Origin of the sequence: Ruegeria sp. EL01 (assembly GCF_900313035.1) — a bacterium.
Taxonomy (GTDB): domain Bacteria; phylum Pseudomonadota; class Alphaproteobacteria; order Rhodobacterales; family Rhodobacteraceae; genus Ruegeria.
Genome location: NZ_OMPS01000004.1, coordinates 174,899 through 192,851 on the forward strand (window position 1 = coordinate 174,899; position 17,953 = coordinate 192,851).

A 17,953-nucleotide genomic window follows, 5' to 3' on the forward strand; every position below is an offset into this window, starting at 1 on the left:
GGCCGCATGGTGTTGGAGCTGTGTAACGTTTCTGTATCCTACGGCAAAAATCTGTGTGTGCGCGACGTTTCGCACCGGTTTTCTGATGGGCGGTTCACAGCGCTTGTGGGTCCAAACGGATGCGGAAAGTCTACCTTGCTGCGTGCGCTAATGGGTCTGTTGCCGATGCAACAGGGCGAGGCCCGGCTGGATCAGCGACCTGTCTCTACTATAGGCCGCCGCAGTCTGGCGCGCCGGGTCGCTTATTTGCCGCAGGACAATCACTGCCCTGACTACATGACACTGGGCGAGTTGATCGAACTGTCGTCCTTTTCCCGCAGCCGACTGATGCGCGGCCCCAGCGCGTCGGACCGGCAGATATTTCGTGACGCGCTTGAGACTGTCGGTCTTCTGGACATGGCGCACCGACCGTTGAACACGCTGTCGGGTGGTCAGCGTCAGCGTGCCTGGATCGCAATGGTTCTCGCTCAGGATGCCGATTTGATTCTGATGGATGAGCCGGTCAATCATCTGGATATTGCCTATCAGTACTCGGTCCTCAATCTCGTTGCGCGGCTTACGCGGCAGAAGGGCAAGACCGTGATTTGCGTTTTGCACGATCTCAACCTGACAGCCAGCTTCGCAGATGAGGTGGTTTTGATGCGCGACGGGGGTATCGAGGCGGCAGGACCTGTACGCGAAACCATCACGGTAGGCAACGTGACAAAGACATTCGGCATGGAGGCCGAGATTTTCGATCGCAATGGGCGTCTCGTTTGCCTGCCATACCCGACGGAACTGACCGCATGAACTACGGTGAAGGCGTTCTGCGGCGGCAGCGCCTGGGTTTGATGCTGGGGGCCGGGGGTCTTTTGCTGGCACTGGGTCTGAACCTGTCTCTGGGCGCGCGCTGGATTGCCCCGGACACGTTGGTTGGCGCCCTGTATGAATTCGACCCGGATCAGTTGGATCACTTTCTTCTATGGTTCCAACGGATACCACGAGCGCTGATCGCTATTTATACCGGAGCGATGATGGCCTGTGCGGGCGTCGTGTTGCAATCGCTGATGCGCAATCCACTGACGTCACCGGCGACGCTGGGTGTCAACGCGGGCGCTACGCTGCTTGTTGTGCTGGGTGCGGCGCTATGGCCGCAGCTTTTGAGTCCTGAAAACCTTGTTGCACAGGGGATAACTGCCCTGGCGGGTGGCGTATTCGGGGCGGTTCTGGCGCTGACGGTGGCGCGACTTGCCGGGATGGCACAGGATCCGCGCGGGTTTTCCCTGATTTTGGCTGGCGCGCTGGTGGCGATGCTTCTCAGCGGTGTGACGCAGGCCATCCTGCTATCTGACCCGCAGCGCCGCAGCGATCTGCTGGGCTGGGCCTCAGGCAATATCAACCATGTTTACGCGGACCGGTTGGCGGCCTTCTGGTGGATCGGCGTAATCTGCTGTGGTGTTCTTTTGCTTCTTTCGCGGTCGCTGAACCTCATACTTCTAGGGGCTGACAAAGCGAGCTCGACCGGGGTTAATGTGCCGCTGGTCTCGCGGGTTGCGATGTTGGTCTCGGTCTTCGCTGCGGCATCAGCGGTTGCTGTGTGTGGACCGGTGGGGTTCATCGGGCTTGTTGTGCCTCATATTGCGCGCCCTCTGCTGGGCGCGGCGGTGGGGCCGCTGTTGCTGGGGTCGACGTTGATTGGGGCTGGGCTATGCCTGATGGCGGATCTGACGGCGCGAATGGCATTCCAGCCTTATACGTTGCACACTGGCGTGGTCATGGACTTGCTAGGCGGCTTGTTCTTCGTGGCCATCATAAGACAGCACTACCTGAGTGGCCGGGCAGGGCGGCTGACATGAGGCTGACCCGTGCTCTCGATACCCGTCCGGTGTTGCGTTTTGAGGGCGGGCTGGACCTGCGTCTGGGTAATCTGGCGGCCGGCTTTGGTCTGGCATTGGCGATTTTGGCAACCGCGCTCTGGTCGATAACCTCTGGCAATACCCCAGTCGGGCTGAGCGATCTTATCTCTGGTGAGTTGAGCGAGGAGCAAAGATTTGCATTGATGTACGGGCGCCTTCCGCGTCTGCTGCTTGGCCTGATGGCGGGTTGGTGTTTGGCCATTGCAGGGGCTATGCTGCAGTCGTTGACCCAGAACCCGCTGGCGGACCCCGGTCTGCTGGGACTTAGTCAGGGATCGATGATCACAATCATGGTTCTGTTGCTTTTTCTGCCCACCGCACCCGCAGCCCTGATACCTGTTGCGGGTTTGGTCGGCGGGCTGCTGCTGTTGGTGATCCTCAGGCTGCTGCTGGGCGGAAATGTTGCGGACGGGCTGGCCATCCTGCTTATGGGAATTGCTTTGGATACGGTGCTGAGTGCGATAACCGCTCTGCTGGTTCTTTATACGCCTACCGAGATATCCATGGCGGTGTCGACCTGGCTAGCCGGATCGCTGTACCTTTCTAACTGGCCGCAGGTTTTGGGTCTGTCCCCATGGGCCGCGTTGAGCTTTCCGATCCTCGTGTTTGGCGCACCAATTCTGCGCCCGCTGGATCTGGGAGACGATCGTGCCACGGCGATCGGGCTGAACCTTACACGGGTCAAACCGGTGTTGTTGCTTGCAGCTGTATTGCTGACATCCACGGCGGTGTCAGCGGTAGGACCCATTGTGTTTCTGGGTGTGATGGCGCCCCATCTGGCGCAGTTCCTCTCGGCCGCGACGGGTCGCGCACGGTTAATCCTGTCAGGCCTTATGGGAGGTTGGCTGGTGCTGCTGGCGGACCTGATCGTGCGCACAGGGGCAACGGAGACGACCATTCCGCTGGGGCTTGCGCTGACATTGCTGGGCGTACCTCTTTTTGTCATCACGCTGCGTCTTCGAATGCTACGAATCCTTTTGCAATCTTGAGAATACCATGATGCCCCTTGCTCGCCTTCTGACTTTTTGCTTGTCCATTGCAATCGCCGTTCCTGCCAGTGCCAGACCCGTCACTGACGACACCGGGCGATCCGTGAACATCCCTGACACCCCGCGCCGGATTGTCGTGTTGCATGAACCACTGTTGGGTATTCCATTGATGGACCTGGGTGTCGAAATTATTGGTGCCTATGGTCGTGGCGATGCAGGCGAGTTGCTTAGTGCCGTCGATTTTACTCGCGCCACTCTAGGTGATGGTGCCCAGTCGGCTCTGCCACGGGGAATCGGCCCCTTTGGTAACATCAACATCGAGCGGTTGCGGGCGCTTGAACCCGATCTGATCATCGGCACTGAATATGATGCGGCACAGGCTGATTTGCTGTCAACCATCGCTCCGGTGTACTTGCAGAACACCGGTTCTGGGCGTGTGCGGGGGTTCGAGGTTGAATCCGACCTTGCCGGTCTGTTGAAGCGTGAAAAGGCCCTTGAGGCCCGCAAAGCACCATATGAGGCCCGGGTCGACACATTGACGGATGAAGTGACCAATGCGCTGCCCGGTAACAGATTTTTGGCCGTGATCGTTCACGACCAGATCAATCTGGTGGGAAACACATCGGGGATGGTTCAGGCGCTTGAGGATTTGGGGCTGAAGCGGGAAGATATCGAGGGCAGCGTTTCAAATGCTCCGGGGTCGAACTTTGCTGCTCCGATCAGTGCGGAACTATTTATGCAACTCGATCCCGCACTACTGGTGCTAATGAACAGCTATATGGATACCGCTCAGGGCGAAGCCGCAGTACGCGCCCGGCTTGATCGAATTGCACCGGGCTGGGATCGGTTCATGAAACCTGCGCGGGAAGGGCGCATCCTGTATCTTGATCCGGCACAGGTCACCAGCCCAACAGTTGCCAGCGCAGAACACACGCTAACGGCGATCTCTGATTGGCTTAGTGCGCAAGAGTGATCTCTGTGTTCAATCAAGCGGTTGACTTGGCGTGCGCTCAGTTCTACCGATGCGGTATACGGGTGCTTCAAACGCCCCCAGCCAGGATCGGATCTGACACCACGAGGTCCGGGCAGCTATCACCAAAAATCAAGCCGGATGGACATTCGACTGGGAATCGCCTCGCTCCGGGCGAGCCATTGACAAGATAAGGATGGTCCGGCCCAAGCTTTGAGGATTCACATGCTGCGCCGACCTGACTATCCGCTGAACACACAAACATTTGTGCCTGGGCTCGAGTTTGCGGCTGTCCGTGATCTTATGCTGGGCGATGCCGCAAGATGGGATTTACCGGTGCAGCAGGATGATGCGCAGGTGCTGGTCGTTCAATTGGCCTATGGCTTGTGCAGCTTCAGACCTCAGCCATCTGGTACGCTGGCGGCACTGCACGCCTCGCGCCCCGAGAAGCTGCACGTGATCCGGGAACGCCTGTTGGCCCGCCTGACAGAACTTGTGCCGGAACAGATCGGTGCGCTCAGATGGTCAGGGGCCGGGCAATCCGAGCAGGTGACGGCCGACGGGCCGCCGCCCAACTTTCATTTTGCCACAGTTCAAAACGTCGCCGTACCGGCAGCCAACTTTCTGCGGGTTCGGGCGAACATGTCGGACCTGACCGGGTTTTCCAACGACTCGATCCATTTCCGCCTGCTCTTGCCGCCACAAGGAATTGCAACGCCAGCGTGGCCGGTGTTGGCCGAAAACGGCTCTACTCGATGGCCACAGGGTGACAAGGCCCTGCACAAGCCTGTGTACACCATAAAGCACCTTGATCAATCTGCCGGGAATTTTGATTTTGATGTGTTCATCCATGAAGGCGGGCGCGTGACGGAGTGGGCGCAGAACTTGAAGGCAGGCACGCGATTTGCACTCCTCGGGCCGCTGGGCGGTGGCGTATTAGAAAGCCGGAAAATTCTGTTGTGCGGTGATGAAACAGCCTTTCCGGCGATTGCTCGGATTTTGGGTAACTTGCCGGAAAATGCGCAGGGACAGGTTCTGGTCCTGTCAGACAAAGTTGGCGACGATGCCTATCGCTTTGAAACACCACCCGGTGTAACGCTCATTCGTCTGTTTCGGGGCCAAGATGACTTGGTGCAAATCGCATTGGACGAACAGGCCAAACAATCAGACCATTTCTTCTGGTTTGCCGGTGAAAAAGCCGACGTTGCCCGTGTACGGGCAGTTTACAAGGCGCGTCAGGGCGATCCGGTGACATCCTACATTCAGGCGTATTGGGCTTTGGGCGCTGCCTGAAAGTGGTTTCAAGCATCGTTGCGACGGTTTCCGCAATTTCAGCGTTATGATTCCATCTCTGAATGGCTTTGAGCGAGCACTCGACAGAAAACCCGGAACCACCCCTGTTTGAGAACGCGTGGCACGCGGTCCAGGGTTGGTTCCCGCAAATGACAGGCTTCCGAACAGCTTGGAGTCGGTTTAGCAATTGTTGCCAACGGCAGGTGACGAAATGCCTAACGATCATCTGTCGCCGCGACACCGCATGGCGGCGGCAAGCACCTAACTGTCGAATGCTGCAACGCGAACGAATGCCCGTATTGAAATCCTCTAATCTAGATGATGGCCTGCGGAGGTACGGCTTCGCTTGAATGATCGTGGGGGACGCAGATTATGCGGCCCCCCACCTACGCAAAACGTTGCTGTTATTGTTGTATAAGTACCTGCTACTCTGCAGGTACGGGGTCTTTTGCGTCCGGTTTGACTTGCTCGGGCTCTTTTTTCCAGATTGTCCACCCCATGAACCCGAATAGGAGAGTGACAAGCGGCGATAGCCAGCAAAAGAACGCAAATGGCAGGTAGGCCAGAGTTGCCACACCTAGCGTCGCCGCTTGATAGGCACCGCCGGAATTCCAGGGGACTAGGTTCGCCGTCACCGTAGCGGAATCTTCCACCGCGCGAGACAGGTTCTCGGGTGCCAATCCTCGGTCGCTATAGGCTTGCGCATAGGTGCGTGCCCCCATAACGATTGCCATGTACTGATCGCACAAAACCATGTTCGCGCCGATACCCGTGAAAACGGTTGAGGCGATCAAGCCACCATCAGAATTGACTTTTGACAGGATTTTGTCTGCGATGGCTTTAAGTTGGTTGGTGCGCTCCATAACGCCGCCAAACATCATTGCCACGATGACCAGGCTGATGGTGTACATCATTGAATCCATACCACCGCGCGTCAGAAGACTATCGACATCTTCATTGCCGGTAGAGGCCTTAAAACCACCGAAAGCTGCATTGGCTAGTGCACCATAATCAGCCCCCTGCAATCCGACAGCCAGTATTGCGCCTGCAATAACACCCAGTGTGATCCCGGGGATTGCAGGCATCTTGCGATACGACACAAACAAGACGATCAGGGGCGGCAAGATCATCGCAATATTGATCGTGTAGTTTTCATTCAGCACGGAGAGTATTGTCGAAATCCTTTCGACATTACCTTCACCACCGCTGTAGGACAGACCCAGAACAATCTCGATGATCAGGGTCAATGTGATCGAAACGCCTGTAGTGTAAGACATGTGCTTTATATGCGTGAACAGATCCGTTCCCGCTAATGCTGGTGCCATGTTGGTAGTATCGGAGAGCGGTGACATTTTATCGCCGAAATACGCTCCTGATAGAACCGCACCCGCGACGAGTGGCAGAGGAAAGCCCAAGCCCGCACCGACGCCCATCAATGCCACGCCAATGGTTCCTGTTGTTCCCCAGCTGGTTCCCGTCGCGAGCGATGTCATAGCACAGATCACGACTGTTACCGGCAAGAAGATCGATGGCGAAAGGATCGTCAAACCATAGTAAATCAGGGTTGGCACAACGCCCCCAAGTATCCAGATTCCGATCAGAATGCCAACTATGATCAGAATGATTGTGGCAGGAAGCGCATTGGTAATTCCGCGCACCATGCCATTTTGAATGTTTTGCCAGCTAAAGCCGCATCGAAGTGCAACCAATGAGGCGACGAGAACGCCAAGCAGCATTGGAATGTGCGGATCGAGACCGTAAATGACGATCGAAATACTAATTCCGACGACAAGTGAGAAAAGCGATACCATCGCCTCCCAAAAGTGCGGCATGCGCGCGCCTTCTGGTATGTCCGTTTTCATAAATGGTACTCCCTATGGTCGAGCTACTGCCCCAAAAATCGCGTCACAACTTTGCGATGAAGCATCCTGCTTTCAAATATTGTTTGTTTTGATCTGTTTTTAGAGTATTTTTTGCACAAAAAGAGAGCAATTTATACATATGGAAGGTCTATTCTTTAATTATGGATAAAACGGATAGTTTGATCATTTCTGAGTTGCGGCGGAATTCTCGCATCTCGCTTTCCGCTTTGGCATCAATCACGGGACTGTCCCGCGTGACGGTTCGTTCTCGCATGGAACGGCTTGTCAAATCCGGTGTGATCCTTGGCTTCACCATTTCTCTGAAAGATGATACTCAGAAAATCCCGATCAGGGGCATGACGATGTTGGGGATCGAAGGGGCAGGAACCGAGCGGATCAAGCGGACGTTACGCGGCTTTCCCGCTGTCAGTGCTATCCACGCCACGAACGGGAAATGGGACTTAATTGTCGAGACAGGAACCGAAACTCTGGAAGAGCTGGACATTGTACTGGGTCAAATTCGCCGTATCCAAGGGGTCAGAGATAGTGAGACGAACCTTCTGTTGGCCACTCAAATGAACACTAATGTTTGAGTGCCGAGGCATTGCATTCAACCTTGTCTTCTATCGAGCGAAGATAGGGGCTGGCCGATTCCTCGTGGCCGCTAGGGCCAGGACTCATTGATTTCTGCTGTGTGGCCTGATTCATCGTTCGAAAAACGAGTGATGGCATGTCTGATCTTTTCTGGCTGAGCGACGCGCAAATGGCGCGGCTTGAGCCCTATTTCCGAAGTCTCAAGGTAGGTCCAACGCCGATGACGGGTGTGTTCTGAACAGAATTATGTTCATCGAACACAATGGCTTGCGATGGCGGGATGCGCCCAAGGATTACGGCCCACACAAGACCCTGTACAACCGTTGGAGCGACAAGGGGGCCTCGACCAAGGACTATGGCCAAAACCTTCCGCAATGCGATGTGGTCGATCTTAAAGCGTCCCTTGCTGATGAGAATTCTGGCCCGACCTCGAGGGCACCGAAGTGGCGCGGTTCAAGTTTCGATGTGGCTGAGAAGTCTTCGAGCGCGTTCCCGTCGTCCTGTCGCAGATAATGGATGAACCCCGCGGGTTCCAACCCTCCCCATCGTGCGGCCAGTACCCGATAAGTTTGTCAAACAGCGTCTCAGCCATTTCATAGTCGGCGATCCCGTTCCGTTCGCGCCCTACGTCCATCAACCGTTGCAACGTTTCATCGGGGCCGAAATCCAAACTCCCCATAGTTATCCGGCGATGGCCCGGCCTTACACGTCGTTTGGTGCTGCATGCAACTCGGAAGAGAGATGGTGCTGCTCATCTTGACCGGTTTGAGCAGCTGGGCAACTCAGTGCAAACGAAGGCGTCAAGAATGCACACATGAGAATGGCGAGAGAGCTCGTTTTCATTGTGGGTCTCCGGTGTTTTCAGAGTTACAAGATCTCGATTAAGCCTTTCATGTGCGGATGGAAGGCGCAGAAATATGATGTTTCCATATCTTCGGTGACAGCAATTTCTCCGACTTCACCTTTGGTGATTTCCTCGGTGTCCCACCCAAACGCGTCAGCGGTGGCCGTGTGCGGGGCGAGGTCATTGTTTGTCCAGCGGACCGTATCACCAACTTGAACCTGCACCAATCCCGGCTCAAACGTGAAGGCCTTGATTGCAACGTCATGCACGATTGGCTCACGGGCCCGAAGCGGCGTGGTGGTCAAGGCGACAGCTGATGCAGCCACCGCACAGATAACCTTACGGCGTGATAGAGATTTTTCCATCACTGCAGCGCCTCGACCATCATTTCGGCGTGTCCTTCGTGCGCCTTGAAAATTTCAAGACCTTGCTGGAACAGTGCCTTCACTTCCGCATTGTCGATGTTGGGGATCATCGTATTTTCAACAAGATCATTCACGGCCTGGTGATAGGCCAATTCATTGGCAGCGTAGGCGACATCGAATTGGGCGCCACGCAGTTTAACGAAGCCGTCGATAATCTTTTCCGCATTTGCGTTGAGGGTTTGGCTAAACGCATTGTCTTGCGCGGTCGCACCTAACTTGTCCAGCAATCCTAATGCAGCTTCGTTCACCGCAGTATGATCGCGGATCATCGTGTTGGCAAATTCGTGGATGCCGGGGTTTGTGGACAGCGCCAATGCCAGATAGGCATACCGAATGTCGATGTTATCGGCAGTATAGGCGATGTGAGCATATTCAAGATCGCTCATATCAGCGACATCCTGAGCCGTTGCCTGTGTGCTGGTCATGGCCAACGTCAAGGCAAGAGCGGAAATCAGTTTCTTCATCTTAGGAACTCCAAAGTGTGTTTCGATGCACCAGAAGTAACGCCAACCAAGACATCCGATATATGCGTGATCGTTCCAAGTTTCGTGCAGGTCGTTCAGATGTGTGTACAGATGCGCTGTGGGGCTATTATAGTGGCATGCTTGATCTTCTGAGCGATATGCTCACAAACCTGTCGAGTTGCGGGAGGTTGTACTTCCGTACTTCGTTCACCAAGCACTGAGGCGTCCTCGTATGCGCCGGGAACGAACCACAAAGTGAAACCAAACTCATTTACGGTTCAGTTTCAGAATCTGATGCCGATGTCGGCGAAAGAGCGGGCAATGCTCATGGTTCTGCTTTCACTCGCGCATTCATGAAAGAGGCTGGGCAGCCACCGGTAGAATTCAGAAAAACCGGTAATTCCGTTCATTCGAAATCGTGAACGATCTGCGTTACTTGGGGGAATCTGGCATGTATTGACTTAATTCACGGCGTTCTTTCAACCTATCGATGCCGACTAGCGGCGTCCCATAGAGAAAGAAGAAGCCATGTTTCTACGCTGGATTTGCCTTGCCGGGGTCATGGCCACCGCGAGCGCCATCCATGTGCAGCACTTTCTAAGTGAACGAGAGGGGCTGGACGAGGGGGTCATTGCCAGCCCCTCAACAAGGTGTACATGAAGTGGTGTTCATGTTCCGTTGACTGACTTCTAACACCCGGTGGTGATCCGCGTAATTGGGGGTACCCCTTAGTAGGTTGAATTTCAGCGAAACGGTTCGTTTCCAAAATGGCAACAGATAATTTCACAAAGAATAGTGGACACAATTTCGCCGCAATGTAATACATTCCGCGTGGGTGGCACGTCCTGATTTTAGTACGTACAGTTTTTGAACTGGTTTTCGAGGGGGTTATGAGTGTGGCGTGCCGCCCCACGTTTCCTGAATTATCGTCAAAGCCGCTTGTTAAAGTTACCGCGACGTCAACCAGAAACGACGCACGTTTCAACAAAACCGACACAATTCCAACCAGTGCTTTGTGTAATGGAAAGGAGCGGCGCGTCTTGAAATGGGGTTCACGATTTCGACGAGGGGGTACGAGTTTGACGCGTCGCACCTCTTCAAACGGTCACCTGCAGGTAACCGCTACATTACTGTTCTGTCTTCGTGCCAAGTAGTTTTCGGGCAAACGACGTGAAGATCACGAAGCGCAGACATGTAGATATGGCAGGAAATCTGAAAACCGGATTCACTCGGACTATTGTCGCTTTCTTTTGATCGAAATAACACATCCGGAGTGCTTTGGATGCCGTGCTGGAACATCCCGGGCCATTGCGTCGACATTTCCCAGATGCCGCAGAGCACCACTGTTCACTAGTACGCCGCGACCGGCGTCCATTCGACGTTGCCCAAAACCGCTGGCAACGCATTCCCATTTTTCATTGTCATCGGGATTGCCGAACCTGGGCAGATCATGAGCTTCATGCCGGCCTGGAGTTGCCGCAACATGGTCAAGCTTTCTGGAGCTCGACTGGTGAGTTTGATGATGAGTCACTTGGGCAGCGGCGGGTTGTAATACCGTCCCATGAGGCGGCCTCGGCTTTGGCCTCAGAATAGTTACGACGCCCTGAGGATTTGGATGTCCGGGAACCGCGACGTGAGTTGCAGTGGGTTGGTTGGTCAAAGAAGGGATTTGCCCGGGAACTGCAACGGGGACCTGATTGGGTACTGCGGTTGGCACAAGTGGTGGTGTTATCGTTGGCCCAGTGGCTTGCGGTGGGATCTGACCGGGAACCGCAACTGGAACTTGATTGGGTTTTGCAGTCGGCACAAGAGGCGGCGTTATCGTCGGACCGGTAAGTTGCGGTGGGACTTGCCCTGGAACAGCAACCGGAGTTTGGTTTGGCGTCGCAGTCGGCGACAACGTTGGCGTTGCGGTGGGACTTGTCACCGGCGAGGGGACCTGACCCGGGATCGCAATCGGGATTGCTATGGGAACTTGACCCGGGATCGCGTTGGGGACCGCGCCTGGCGCGAGGACTGGAACCGTTACAGACGAGGGCGTTTGCTGCGTACCTTTTGGTGGCAGTTGGTTTGCAGTTGGTTGTGTTGGACCGTTGACCTGGTTATTTGGTCCTTGCCCTCCGGCTTGTCCGCAGCCTTGACCGGATTGGTGAGGGTTTCCAACACCCCGGCACCATCCATAGTGATTTCCTCGGGCGATCACGGGCGTGGCTGCCAACTCGGCGACCAGACATGCCACGGACACAAAAACGACGGTGTTCAGTTTCATGACTTCCTCACCAACTTGTTGTTAATGCCAGGTAAGCACCGGGATCGCCTGCACTGGTCAAAGGCCCGTCCCTGAGCGGAACCCCAACATAGCCCGACAGGAAAACGTTTCGCTTGAAATCCACGTCTAGGCCGACGCCGGCAGATGCCAATGTCGCGTTATCGACCTCGAAACTGGCTGGGTCATTGTTCGAAACATAGCCGACGTCAATGAAGGCAAAGGGTGTTAGGCGATGAACGCTGCTGGAACTTGGGAAATATGAATGAGACACTTCGAAGGTTGCAGAAATTCCAGAGTCGCCATCCACTTCATCAAATCGGTAGCCGCGCAGAGCGTATCGATCACCAAGGAAGTATTCTTCGACAGAAGGCAGGCGATCGGTAGTAAACTGACCCCAAATCTCAGTTCGCCAGGCGCTATTGGGAGATAACGCGGTTAGAGGGCTTTCGTAACCTATGCCGCCGCGAAGATGCCAGAACGAGGACTCTCCGTCATCGAAGTTCGCGACGTTTGTGTCGTTGTCATTGTCACCAAACGACAAAGTCAGCCCTGCCTCCAACACACAGCCATCAGAAAAGCTCTGGCCGTACAAGTAGGTTAGTCCCAGGACGCTGGCATCACTTGAAAGTGGTTGCCCGCCGCTGACGGAGTCTGCTTTGGACAGCCTATAATCAAGCAATAGATATCCGTACCGTTCGACGTCCCGAAGAACAGGATATCCTAAAGCGAGTGTTAGGTTTTCGCCGTCGATATCTGTTCTAGCAAAATCACCGGAGATGTCCCTGCGGGCGTTGATGTTGCCATAGAAAATCTCACCATACAGACCGTTGCTGTTGAGTGGTACACGGTAGGTCAATGCACCCCATAACGAGTGCTCATCATCGTTGTCCCAATTGTAAGCGCCTGACCCTTCGAAACGAAACAAATCCCCTACGGTCAACGTCGAGTAGAACTCCTGAACGACGTAGAAACTCAAGGCTTCGCCAAGTTCGCGAGGAGGGTTGTCCAACGTGGCACTACCGGCTTGTTTGCGTAGCGGTTCACCAAGAACTCTCAACCTCGCTCCGGCACCGTCTGGAAAGTCTATTTCTGTTGACAATTCCAGATCCGGAATGTCATCGGCCAACATAACGGCGCGCTCAAAACGCCCGAGTGTGATTGGTGAAACTCTGGTCAGAGGTGAGAATATTCCCTCAAGTGTTTTGAAGGTTCGGATGTCGACGCCTTCAATATCGATAGTCTGGATGCGTCCTTCATCCACGACGATGCTTTGCCCATTGGAGCCGACCCAGGCTTCGGCCAGAAAATATCCGTCTTCCCGATAGATTTGGCTGATCGTCGCTGCAACCTCGTTAGCTGAGATGCGGCCAGAGCGGTTGTGTGCCAGCTGTCCGGCATATGTCAAAAGCTCATCCACATCATAAACAGTGACACCACGAACGGTGGGCTTTGACGTTATATTCCAAATTTGCGCCGAAGAGAGGGTTGGAGCAAACAGGGCAACCGAGACCGAGAATAAAATTGTTAGCACAATAGAATTAAGTGAACGCATTTCAGACAACCTTTGGGCGACTATGCGGGTTGAAAAACATCCTAACCCATGTTTTCCAGAATTTTGTATGAAAAAATTTGGAATCAAAAAAGGCGATGCAATCTCGGCGCATGACGTCGGGGAAGGCATTCTTTACTTCGATGCAACACGAGCGAAATCGAGACTGAAAAACGCAATTCTGTGCTTTCAGGTGTGCATCATGATGCTGTATTTATTCATGTTTTCAGTAGGTTGAATAATTATTCAGGTTTATTACTCAACATGAACGGTACATGAACAAAGTATTTTCTACGTGTTAAAACTCGTTCAGGCATGGTCATCAATACGAGACCGAGCCGACATTGAAGCGCCCGGCCTCATCGAAGGGGACAGATATGAAAAAGACTGCCATTGGGGTTGAAACACAACACCCTCCTAAAGGAACACATTCTTCCAACACCCGCGCGCGCAGTGACGAATTGAGCAGCGCGAAGGCAAGCAGCGGCAGGTTCCCTTCTATCGAAAACGCACTCACCAAAATTGCTCACTCTATTCAGCTATATGAGGCGTCGAAAGACGTTTGAAGTAACGAAGCGATCCCCCTCAGCTTCACAGTTTCAAATCTTTCGTGAATCAGTAAAAGGCCCGCTTCCATAGGAGCGGGCTTTTTCGTTTCCGGATTGGTTTAGCGCAGATTGGTAAAACGCAAGTGTGCAGCAGTCTTGAGCTCAATTGCGTCTTTGGCCCGTCGCGCAGAGGGTCTCAGTCAAGATCCAGAAGCGCCTTAACTGTGGCTTCGACTGCATCCGTCACGGGTTTGTTCGCTGCGTTCTCGAGGGCCGCGCGTTCGGCCGCCGTCTGGTTCTCGACCAACCCGGTCAAGTCCCCGACCACCGCTTCCGTTTCGCCGTAAATGGCGGCGGCTTGACGTTCATCGTCCAGGTCTTTTGCGGTGTCGATGGACTGTTCCAGATCGGCATTGGCCGCACTAAGTTCTGCTTCGATGTCAGGATCGGTACCGCCAGCCGCTGCAAGTGCTTCTTCAAGCTCGGTGACGCGATCTTGGTGCTGCTGAACGTCTGTAAGCGCTGATTCAAGGTCGTCCTCAATTTCACCTATGGGCCGATCCGGCGGAGTCAGGCTGTCGAGCAGATCCTGTACCTCCTGTAGGTCGTCGCGCAGTTCGTCTCCGGCAAGGACCGTATCACGGTAGGTTGCGATACGACCGACACGTGAATTCGGTGCGGCGTTCTGCAAAGCGGTTTCGCTTGCATTGGCGGCATTGAGTGCTCCGAGCTCCGAGGGATGTGCCCCCAGCAGTTTGGCAAGTTTGTTCCCTGTTGTCCGGGCCGAAGGTCGAACGGATTTTGTAACCTGAAAAGAGCTTTTGGATTTGCGAGTTAAGCTCTTGGCTTTCCGGCTGGTTTTAGCAGTCTTGGTTTGGGCTTTCTTACCGCCAAATAGGTTTTTCAGGGAAAAGCCATTTGTCTTGGCGGATTTCGATCTCGCGCCTTCTGATTTTCCAGATGCTTTTGAACCACCCCCTTTTGATGCGCCCGATCCGCCCTTGCCACTTCCAGCGCCGTCATTGCCGCCGCCATTACCATTACCGTTTCCACCGCCGTTGCCGTTGCCGCCACGGTTGCCGTTGCCGCCGCCATTGCCTTTACCGTCTTTGGCATACGCAAAATCGGGAAACGTGAACGTTGCCACGATCGCAGTTGATCCCAGAAGGGCGATTACGATGGCGGAGGCCTTCATCAAGTTGTCTTTCGTCATTTTCATAACGATCCTCCAGAATCGAATTCTAATTGCGTGTTGGTTGGTTGCGCCAATAATCGTGCGCAGCGGGAATCAGTGGCCAACACTTCTATTTGATGAAATTCTCGTTGAACTCCCGCGAAACTGGTTGTTCATCGCCAGTTCACGTTGAACTCGCTAGTTTCGAGAAAACTTTGAGCATACAGAGTGCAGAGGATGAGACGACTCTTACCAATTATGGTCTTACTGACCCTTTTTCTGACCGAAGAAGGGAATGCTGCTGCGCGCGAGTTGAAACAATCCGAGCTGCGTAGGGCGACCATGACAGGCGGTGCCATACGATTGAAAAGGGTTATCAAGGGCGTCGAAAAGGTGTTCGGAGGTACGCCAGTTGATGCGCGGGCTTTCGAGGCGGACAAAGTTTACTACCGTATTCTGGTGAAAAAACCGAACGGCAAGATCATCAGCGTCATCGTTGATGCTGAGACCGGCGTCGTTGTCCCAAACCGATCCAGTATAGGTCGTCAAATTTCAGAGGCGGCTAAATCGACCGTCGGCAACTCAACGAACGCCAATTCGCTAGGGAATGCCGGCACCAGGGGCAATGATGGCGGCAACGGGAACGGCAGTGGCGGTGGAAACGGGAACGGGAACGGCAACGGTGGCGGAAACGGGAACGGCAACGGCGGTGGAAACGGGAACGGCAGTGGCGGTGGAAACGGGAACGGGAACGGCAACGGTGGCGGAAACGGGAACGGCAACGGCGGTGGAAACGGGAACGGCAACGGCGGTGGAAACGGGAACGGCAACGGCGGTGGAAACGGCAATGGCAACGGCGGCGGAAACGGGAACGGCAACGGCGGCGGTAAAAAGTAATGGAAATTCTGCCATCTAGACGCCTATAGTCACTAGACATGAGAGTTTTACTGGCAGAAGACGAACCCCATCTTTGCGAGCAAGTAAAAAAGCTGCTGAACGCTGAGGGTCGGGTCGTGGACGTCGCCCATAATGGAATGGACGCTCTGCATCTTGGCGAGACCGAACCCTACGATATGATCATTCTGGACATTGGGTTGCCAGAGCGCGATGGAATTTCTGTCTTACGTACATGGCGCAGCTCAGGCATCAAAACCCCGGTGCTGATCCTCACCGCTCGAGATGGTTGGAGCGAGCGAGTAGATGGATTGGACGCAGGTGCCGATGACTACATGACAAAACCCTTCCACATGCCGGAACTGGCCGCACGCGTCCGTGCGATTTTGCGGCGCCAAAGTGGGCAAGTGAACCCGGTAATTGAGATGGGTGAGGTCATTTTGGACACACGTAACGGGCGGGTCACGTTACATGGGATCCCGGTTGATCTAACCGCACAGGAAATCGCAGTGCTCAGTTACCTGGCTCACAACAGTGGGCGCATGATTTCACGAACAGAACTTTCAGAGCACATCTACGAATATGATGGGGATCGGGATTCGAACACGATCGCTGTCTTTGTAACGCGCCTTCGCAAAAAACTGGGTTCTGACCTCATTACTACGATTAGGGGCCGCGGATACATGATCGACACGATCTGATGCTTTCACTCCGTCAAAGGGCATTGATGGGAGGTATCGCATCCGGCGCGTTGTCGGTCGGCGTAGGCACTCTGGCTGTATTCTCTTACATTGATTCCAGAGTTGCAGACAGGTTTGACACCGCGCTTCGAGATCAACACACTCAGCTTGTGGTCGGGTTGAGTGTCGTAACTCAGGCCCCAGAAACCCTGCGCGATCTGATGTTCGACCCAGCATACAGAACGCCGTATTCAGGGCGCTATTGGCAGGTCACCAGCGCCGATGGCAACATTTACTCATCCGCCTCACTTTTTGATGCAACCATTGCCGAACCTCAGGGTTCTCCTGGCACTCCAACGATTTTGAACACTTTTGGCCCTGAAAACGAAGCAGTTCGAACCGTCTATCAGAAGATATCATACGAAGATGGGACAGTTTGGGGCGTCAGCGTCGCCGAGAGTCAGGCGCAACTGTTTGCGGAACGGCGTGTCGCACAAAAAAGCCTGTTGCCTGTATTTGCGCTTGTAGGTTTGATTGGCGTAGCAGGGTCTTTGTTATTGATGACAGTCACCTTGGGTCCGCTTCGAAAATTGCGGACTGATGTAGCCCACCGATGGGACACAGATGAGGATCTGAAACCCGAGGACTACCCGGAAGAGGTCTCGCCTTTGGTGGACGATTTGAACCAGCTTTTGCGCCGTAACCGGGACATTGTGTCCGGTTCCCGCAGGCAGGCTGCAGATCTGGCGCATGCTCTCAAAACTCCGACTGCCATTTTGCGAAATGAGTTAAGTGGTCTTTCCGAAGCAGGCGCTCCAACAGAAACCGCGTATGAGGCTTTGGATCGAATTGACGCGCAATTGGGGCGGTCTCTTGCCAGATTGCGCGCGATAAACACGGCAGATCTGACTCATTCGCGTACTGATCTGGTCAACTCTATCGACAGGCTTTCGCGGCTGTTCTCGAAAATGACAGAACGAGAAAACAAGTCACTGGAGGTATCACGTGATCCTGAAATGTGGGTTCGTATGGACACCCAGGATATCGAAGAAGTTCTTGGCAACTTGATGGATAACGCCGTCAAATGGTGTCGCAATCGCGTGCGTGTAACTGCCAAACGCCAAGCGGGCTACATCGAAATTCGGGTCGAAGATGACGGGCTAGGCATACCTGAAGATGCCCGGCGCGAGGCATTGCGGTCCGGAGGTCGACTAGATTCTTCTGTTGTAGGCAGTGGATTGGGGCTAGCGATCGCGGTTGATCTTCTGAATGCCTATGGCGCTAAACTTGAGCTAAGCAGATCAGATGAGCTTGGTGGGCTGCAAAGTCGCGTGGTGATTTCCTTGGGTACCAAGGGAATATCCTCTTAGGTTCGGGGCACATAACCAATAGATAGAGGTTGCGGCAAGAGCGATGGCGGAGAGGAAGACCTTTGTTGCCTCGGAATGGGGCTAATCAGTGAGCCACAATCCTAATTTAGTAATCTTATGGCGGCCGAATCTG

15 protein-coding genes and 1 pseudogene are annotated in these 17,953 nt (G+C 54.3%); 11 read left to right on the plus strand and 5 right to left on the minus strand.

Annotation, left to right across the window (positions count from 1 at the left end):
* The first annotated feature begins 6 nt into the window (after positions 1-6).
* From D9K61_RS03960 to D9K61_RS03980, 5 genes are all read left to right on the plus strand, one after another.
* The gene (locus tag D9K61_RS03960) at positions 7-789 is read left to right on the plus strand and encodes an ABC transporter ATP-binding protein (RefSeq protein WP_120631946.1); all 783 of its coding nucleotides are present in this window, start codon (positions 7-9) and stop codon (positions 787-789) included.
* On the plus strand, positions 786-1,835 hold the full coding sequence (locus tag D9K61_RS03965) for an iron ABC transporter permease (protein ID WP_120631947.1): 1,050 nt from the start codon (positions 786-788) through the stop codon (positions 1,833-1,835). Before D9K61_RS03960 ends, D9K61_RS03965 begins: the two co-directional genes overlap by 4 nt.
* Positions 1,832-2,884 carry an iron ABC transporter permease gene (locus D9K61_RS03970; RefSeq protein WP_120631948.1) on the plus strand — a complete coding sequence of 351 codons (1,053 nt, stop codon included), beginning with the start codon at positions 1,832-1,834 and terminating at the stop codon, positions 2,882-2,884. The genes D9K61_RS03965 and D9K61_RS03970 overlap by 4 nt, the downstream gene beginning before the upstream one ends.
* A 10-nt stretch (positions 2,885-2,894) precedes the next feature.
* Complete coding sequence (locus tag D9K61_RS03975) at positions 2,895-3,857, plus strand: ABC transporter substrate-binding protein (protein ID WP_120632101.1); 963 nt, start codon at positions 2,895-2,897, stop codon at positions 3,855-3,857.
* Between the two features lie 222 nt (positions 3,858-4,079).
* The gene (locus tag D9K61_RS03980; RefSeq protein ID WP_120631949.1) at positions 4,080-5,147 is read left to right on the plus strand and encodes a siderophore-interacting protein; all 1,068 of its coding nucleotides are present in this window, start codon (positions 4,080-4,082) and stop codon (positions 5,145-5,147) included.
* A gap of 425 nt (positions 5,148-5,572) precedes the next feature.
* On the opposite strand, the gene nhaC is transcribed toward D9K61_RS03980, so the two are convergent.
* Complete coding sequence (gene nhaC / locus D9K61_RS03985) at positions 5,573-7,009, minus strand: Na+/H+ antiporter NhaC (RefSeq protein WP_120631950.1); 1,437 nt, start codon at positions 7,007-7,009, stop codon at positions 5,573-5,575.
* A gap of 161 nt (positions 7,010-7,170) precedes the next feature.
* Between nhaC and D9K61_RS03990 the strand changes: the two genes are divergently transcribed.
* Both D9K61_RS03990 and D9K61_RS03995 read left to right on the plus strand, forming a co-directional pair.
* Positions 7,171-7,602, plus strand: a complete 432-nt coding sequence (locus D9K61_RS03990; protein WP_120631951.1) for an Lrp/AsnC family transcriptional regulator — start codon at positions 7,171-7,173, stop codon at positions 7,600-7,602.
* A gap of 137 nt (positions 7,603-7,739) precedes the next feature.
* Positions 7,740-7,942: pseudogene (locus tag D9K61_RS03995) on the plus strand (transposase); the annotation flags it as partial.
* 528 nt (positions 7,943-8,470) lie between these two features.
* On the opposite strand, the gene D9K61_RS04000 reads toward D9K61_RS03995, so the two are convergent.
* From D9K61_RS04000 to D9K61_RS04015, 3 genes are all read right to left on the minus strand, one after another.
* Entirely contained in the window at positions 8,471-8,812 is a 342-nt protein-coding gene (locus D9K61_RS04000) for a plastocyanin/azurin family copper-binding protein (protein WP_120631952.1), read from the minus strand.
* Positions 8,812-9,336, minus strand: a complete 525-nt coding sequence (locus D9K61_RS04005; RefSeq protein ID WP_120631953.1) for a DUF4142 domain-containing protein — start codon at positions 9,334-9,336, stop codon at positions 8,812-8,814. The genes D9K61_RS04000 and D9K61_RS04005 overlap by 1 nt, the downstream gene beginning before the upstream one ends.
* Positions 9,337-11,612: 2,276 nt before the next feature.
* Complete coding sequence (locus D9K61_RS04015; RefSeq protein ID WP_120631955.1) at positions 11,613-13,286, minus strand: ShlB/FhaC/HecB family hemolysin secretion/activation protein; 1,674 nt, start codon at positions 13,284-13,286, stop codon at positions 11,613-11,615.
* 245 nt (positions 13,287-13,531) lie between these two features.
* On the opposite strand from D9K61_RS04015, the gene D9K61_RS26800 reads away from it, so the two are divergent.
* A complete protein-coding gene (locus D9K61_RS26800) occupies positions 13,532-13,720 on the plus strand; it encodes a hypothetical protein (protein WP_162946731.1) in 189 nt (62 codons plus the stop codon).
* Positions 13,721-13,898: 178 nt separating this feature from the next.
* Here the strand turns inward: D9K61_RS26800 and D9K61_RS04020 are convergent, their stop codons facing one another.
* Entirely contained in the window at positions 13,899-14,921 is a 1,023-nt protein-coding gene (locus D9K61_RS04020) for a hypothetical protein (protein WP_120631956.1), read from the minus strand.
* A gap of 192 nt (positions 14,922-15,113) precedes the next feature.
* On the opposite strand from D9K61_RS04020, the gene D9K61_RS27235 reads away from it, so the two are divergent.
* From D9K61_RS27235 to D9K61_RS04035, 3 genes are read left to right on the plus strand one after another with little or no spacing between them, the layout of a single operon-like run.
* Positions 15,114-15,773 carry a PepSY domain-containing protein gene (locus tag D9K61_RS27235; RefSeq protein WP_216825743.1) on the plus strand — a complete coding sequence of 220 codons (660 nt, stop codon included), beginning with the start codon at positions 15,114-15,116 and terminating at the stop codon, positions 15,771-15,773.
* A gap of 38 nt (positions 15,774-15,811) precedes the next feature.
* The gene (locus tag D9K61_RS04030) at positions 15,812-16,471 is read left to right on the plus strand and encodes a response regulator transcription factor (RefSeq protein WP_120631957.1); all 660 of its coding nucleotides are present in this window, start codon (positions 15,812-15,814) and stop codon (positions 16,469-16,471) included.
* Positions 16,471-17,820 (plus strand): sensor histidine kinase, encoded by a 1,350-nt coding sequence (locus D9K61_RS04035; RefSeq protein ID WP_120631958.1) that lies wholly within the window; start codon positions 16,471-16,473, stop codon positions 17,818-17,820. Before D9K61_RS04030 ends, D9K61_RS04035 begins: the two co-directional genes overlap by 1 nt.
* Positions 17,821-17,953 lie beyond the last annotated feature (133 nt).

Bases quoted from the DNA above. Each gene is read 5' to 3' on its own strand.
- D9K61_RS03960 (WP_120631946.1), top strand. From the start codon at position 7: ATGGTGTTGGAGCTGTGTAACGTTTCTGTATCCTACGGCAAAAATCTG.
- D9K61_RS03965 (WP_120631947.1), top strand. From the start codon at position 786: ATGAACTACGGTGAAGGCGTTCTGCGGCGGCAGCGCCTGGGTTTGATG.
- D9K61_RS03970 (WP_120631948.1), top strand. From the start codon at position 1,832: ATGAGGCTGACCCGTGCTCTCGATACCCGTCCGGTGTTGCGTTTTGAG.
- D9K61_RS03975 (WP_120632101.1), top strand. From the start codon at position 2,895: ATGCCCCTTGCTCGCCTTCTGACTTTTTGCTTGTCCATTGCAATCGCC.
- D9K61_RS03980 (WP_120631949.1), top strand. From the start codon at position 4,080: ATGCTGCGCCGACCTGACTATCCGCTGAACACACAAACATTTGTGCCT.
- nhaC (WP_120631950.1), bottom strand. From the start codon at position 7,009: ATGAAAACGGACATACCAGAAGGCGCGCGCATGCCGCACTTTTGGGAG.
- D9K61_RS03990 (WP_120631951.1), top strand. From the start codon at position 7,171: ATGGATAAAACGGATAGTTTGATCATTTCTGAGTTGCGGCGGAATTCT.
- D9K61_RS04000 (WP_120631952.1), bottom strand. From the start codon at position 8,812: ATGGAAAAATCTCTATCACGCCGTAAGGTTATCTGTGCGGTGGCTGCA.
- D9K61_RS04005 (WP_120631953.1), bottom strand. From the start codon at position 9,336: ATGAAGAAACTGATTTCCGCTCTTGCCTTGACGTTGGCCATGACCAGC.
- D9K61_RS04015 (WP_120631955.1), bottom strand. From the start codon at position 13,286: ATGCCTTCCCCGACGTCATGCGCCGAGATTGCATCGCCTTTTTTGATT.
- D9K61_RS26800 (WP_162946731.1), top strand. From the start codon at position 13,532: ATGAAAAAGACTGCCATTGGGGTTGAAACACAACACCCTCCTAAAGGA.
- D9K61_RS04020 (WP_120631956.1), bottom strand. From the start codon at position 14,921: ATGAAAATGACGAAAGACAACTTGATGAAGGCCTCCGCCATCGTAATC.
- D9K61_RS27235 (WP_216825743.1), top strand. From the start codon at position 15,114: ATGAGACGACTCTTACCAATTATGGTCTTACTGACCCTTTTTCTGACC.
- D9K61_RS04030 (WP_120631957.1), top strand. From the start codon at position 15,812: ATGAGAGTTTTACTGGCAGAAGACGAACCCCATCTTTGCGAGCAAGTA.
- D9K61_RS04035 (WP_120631958.1), top strand. From the start codon at position 16,471: ATGCTTTCACTCCGTCAAAGGGCATTGATGGGAGGTATCGCATCCGGC.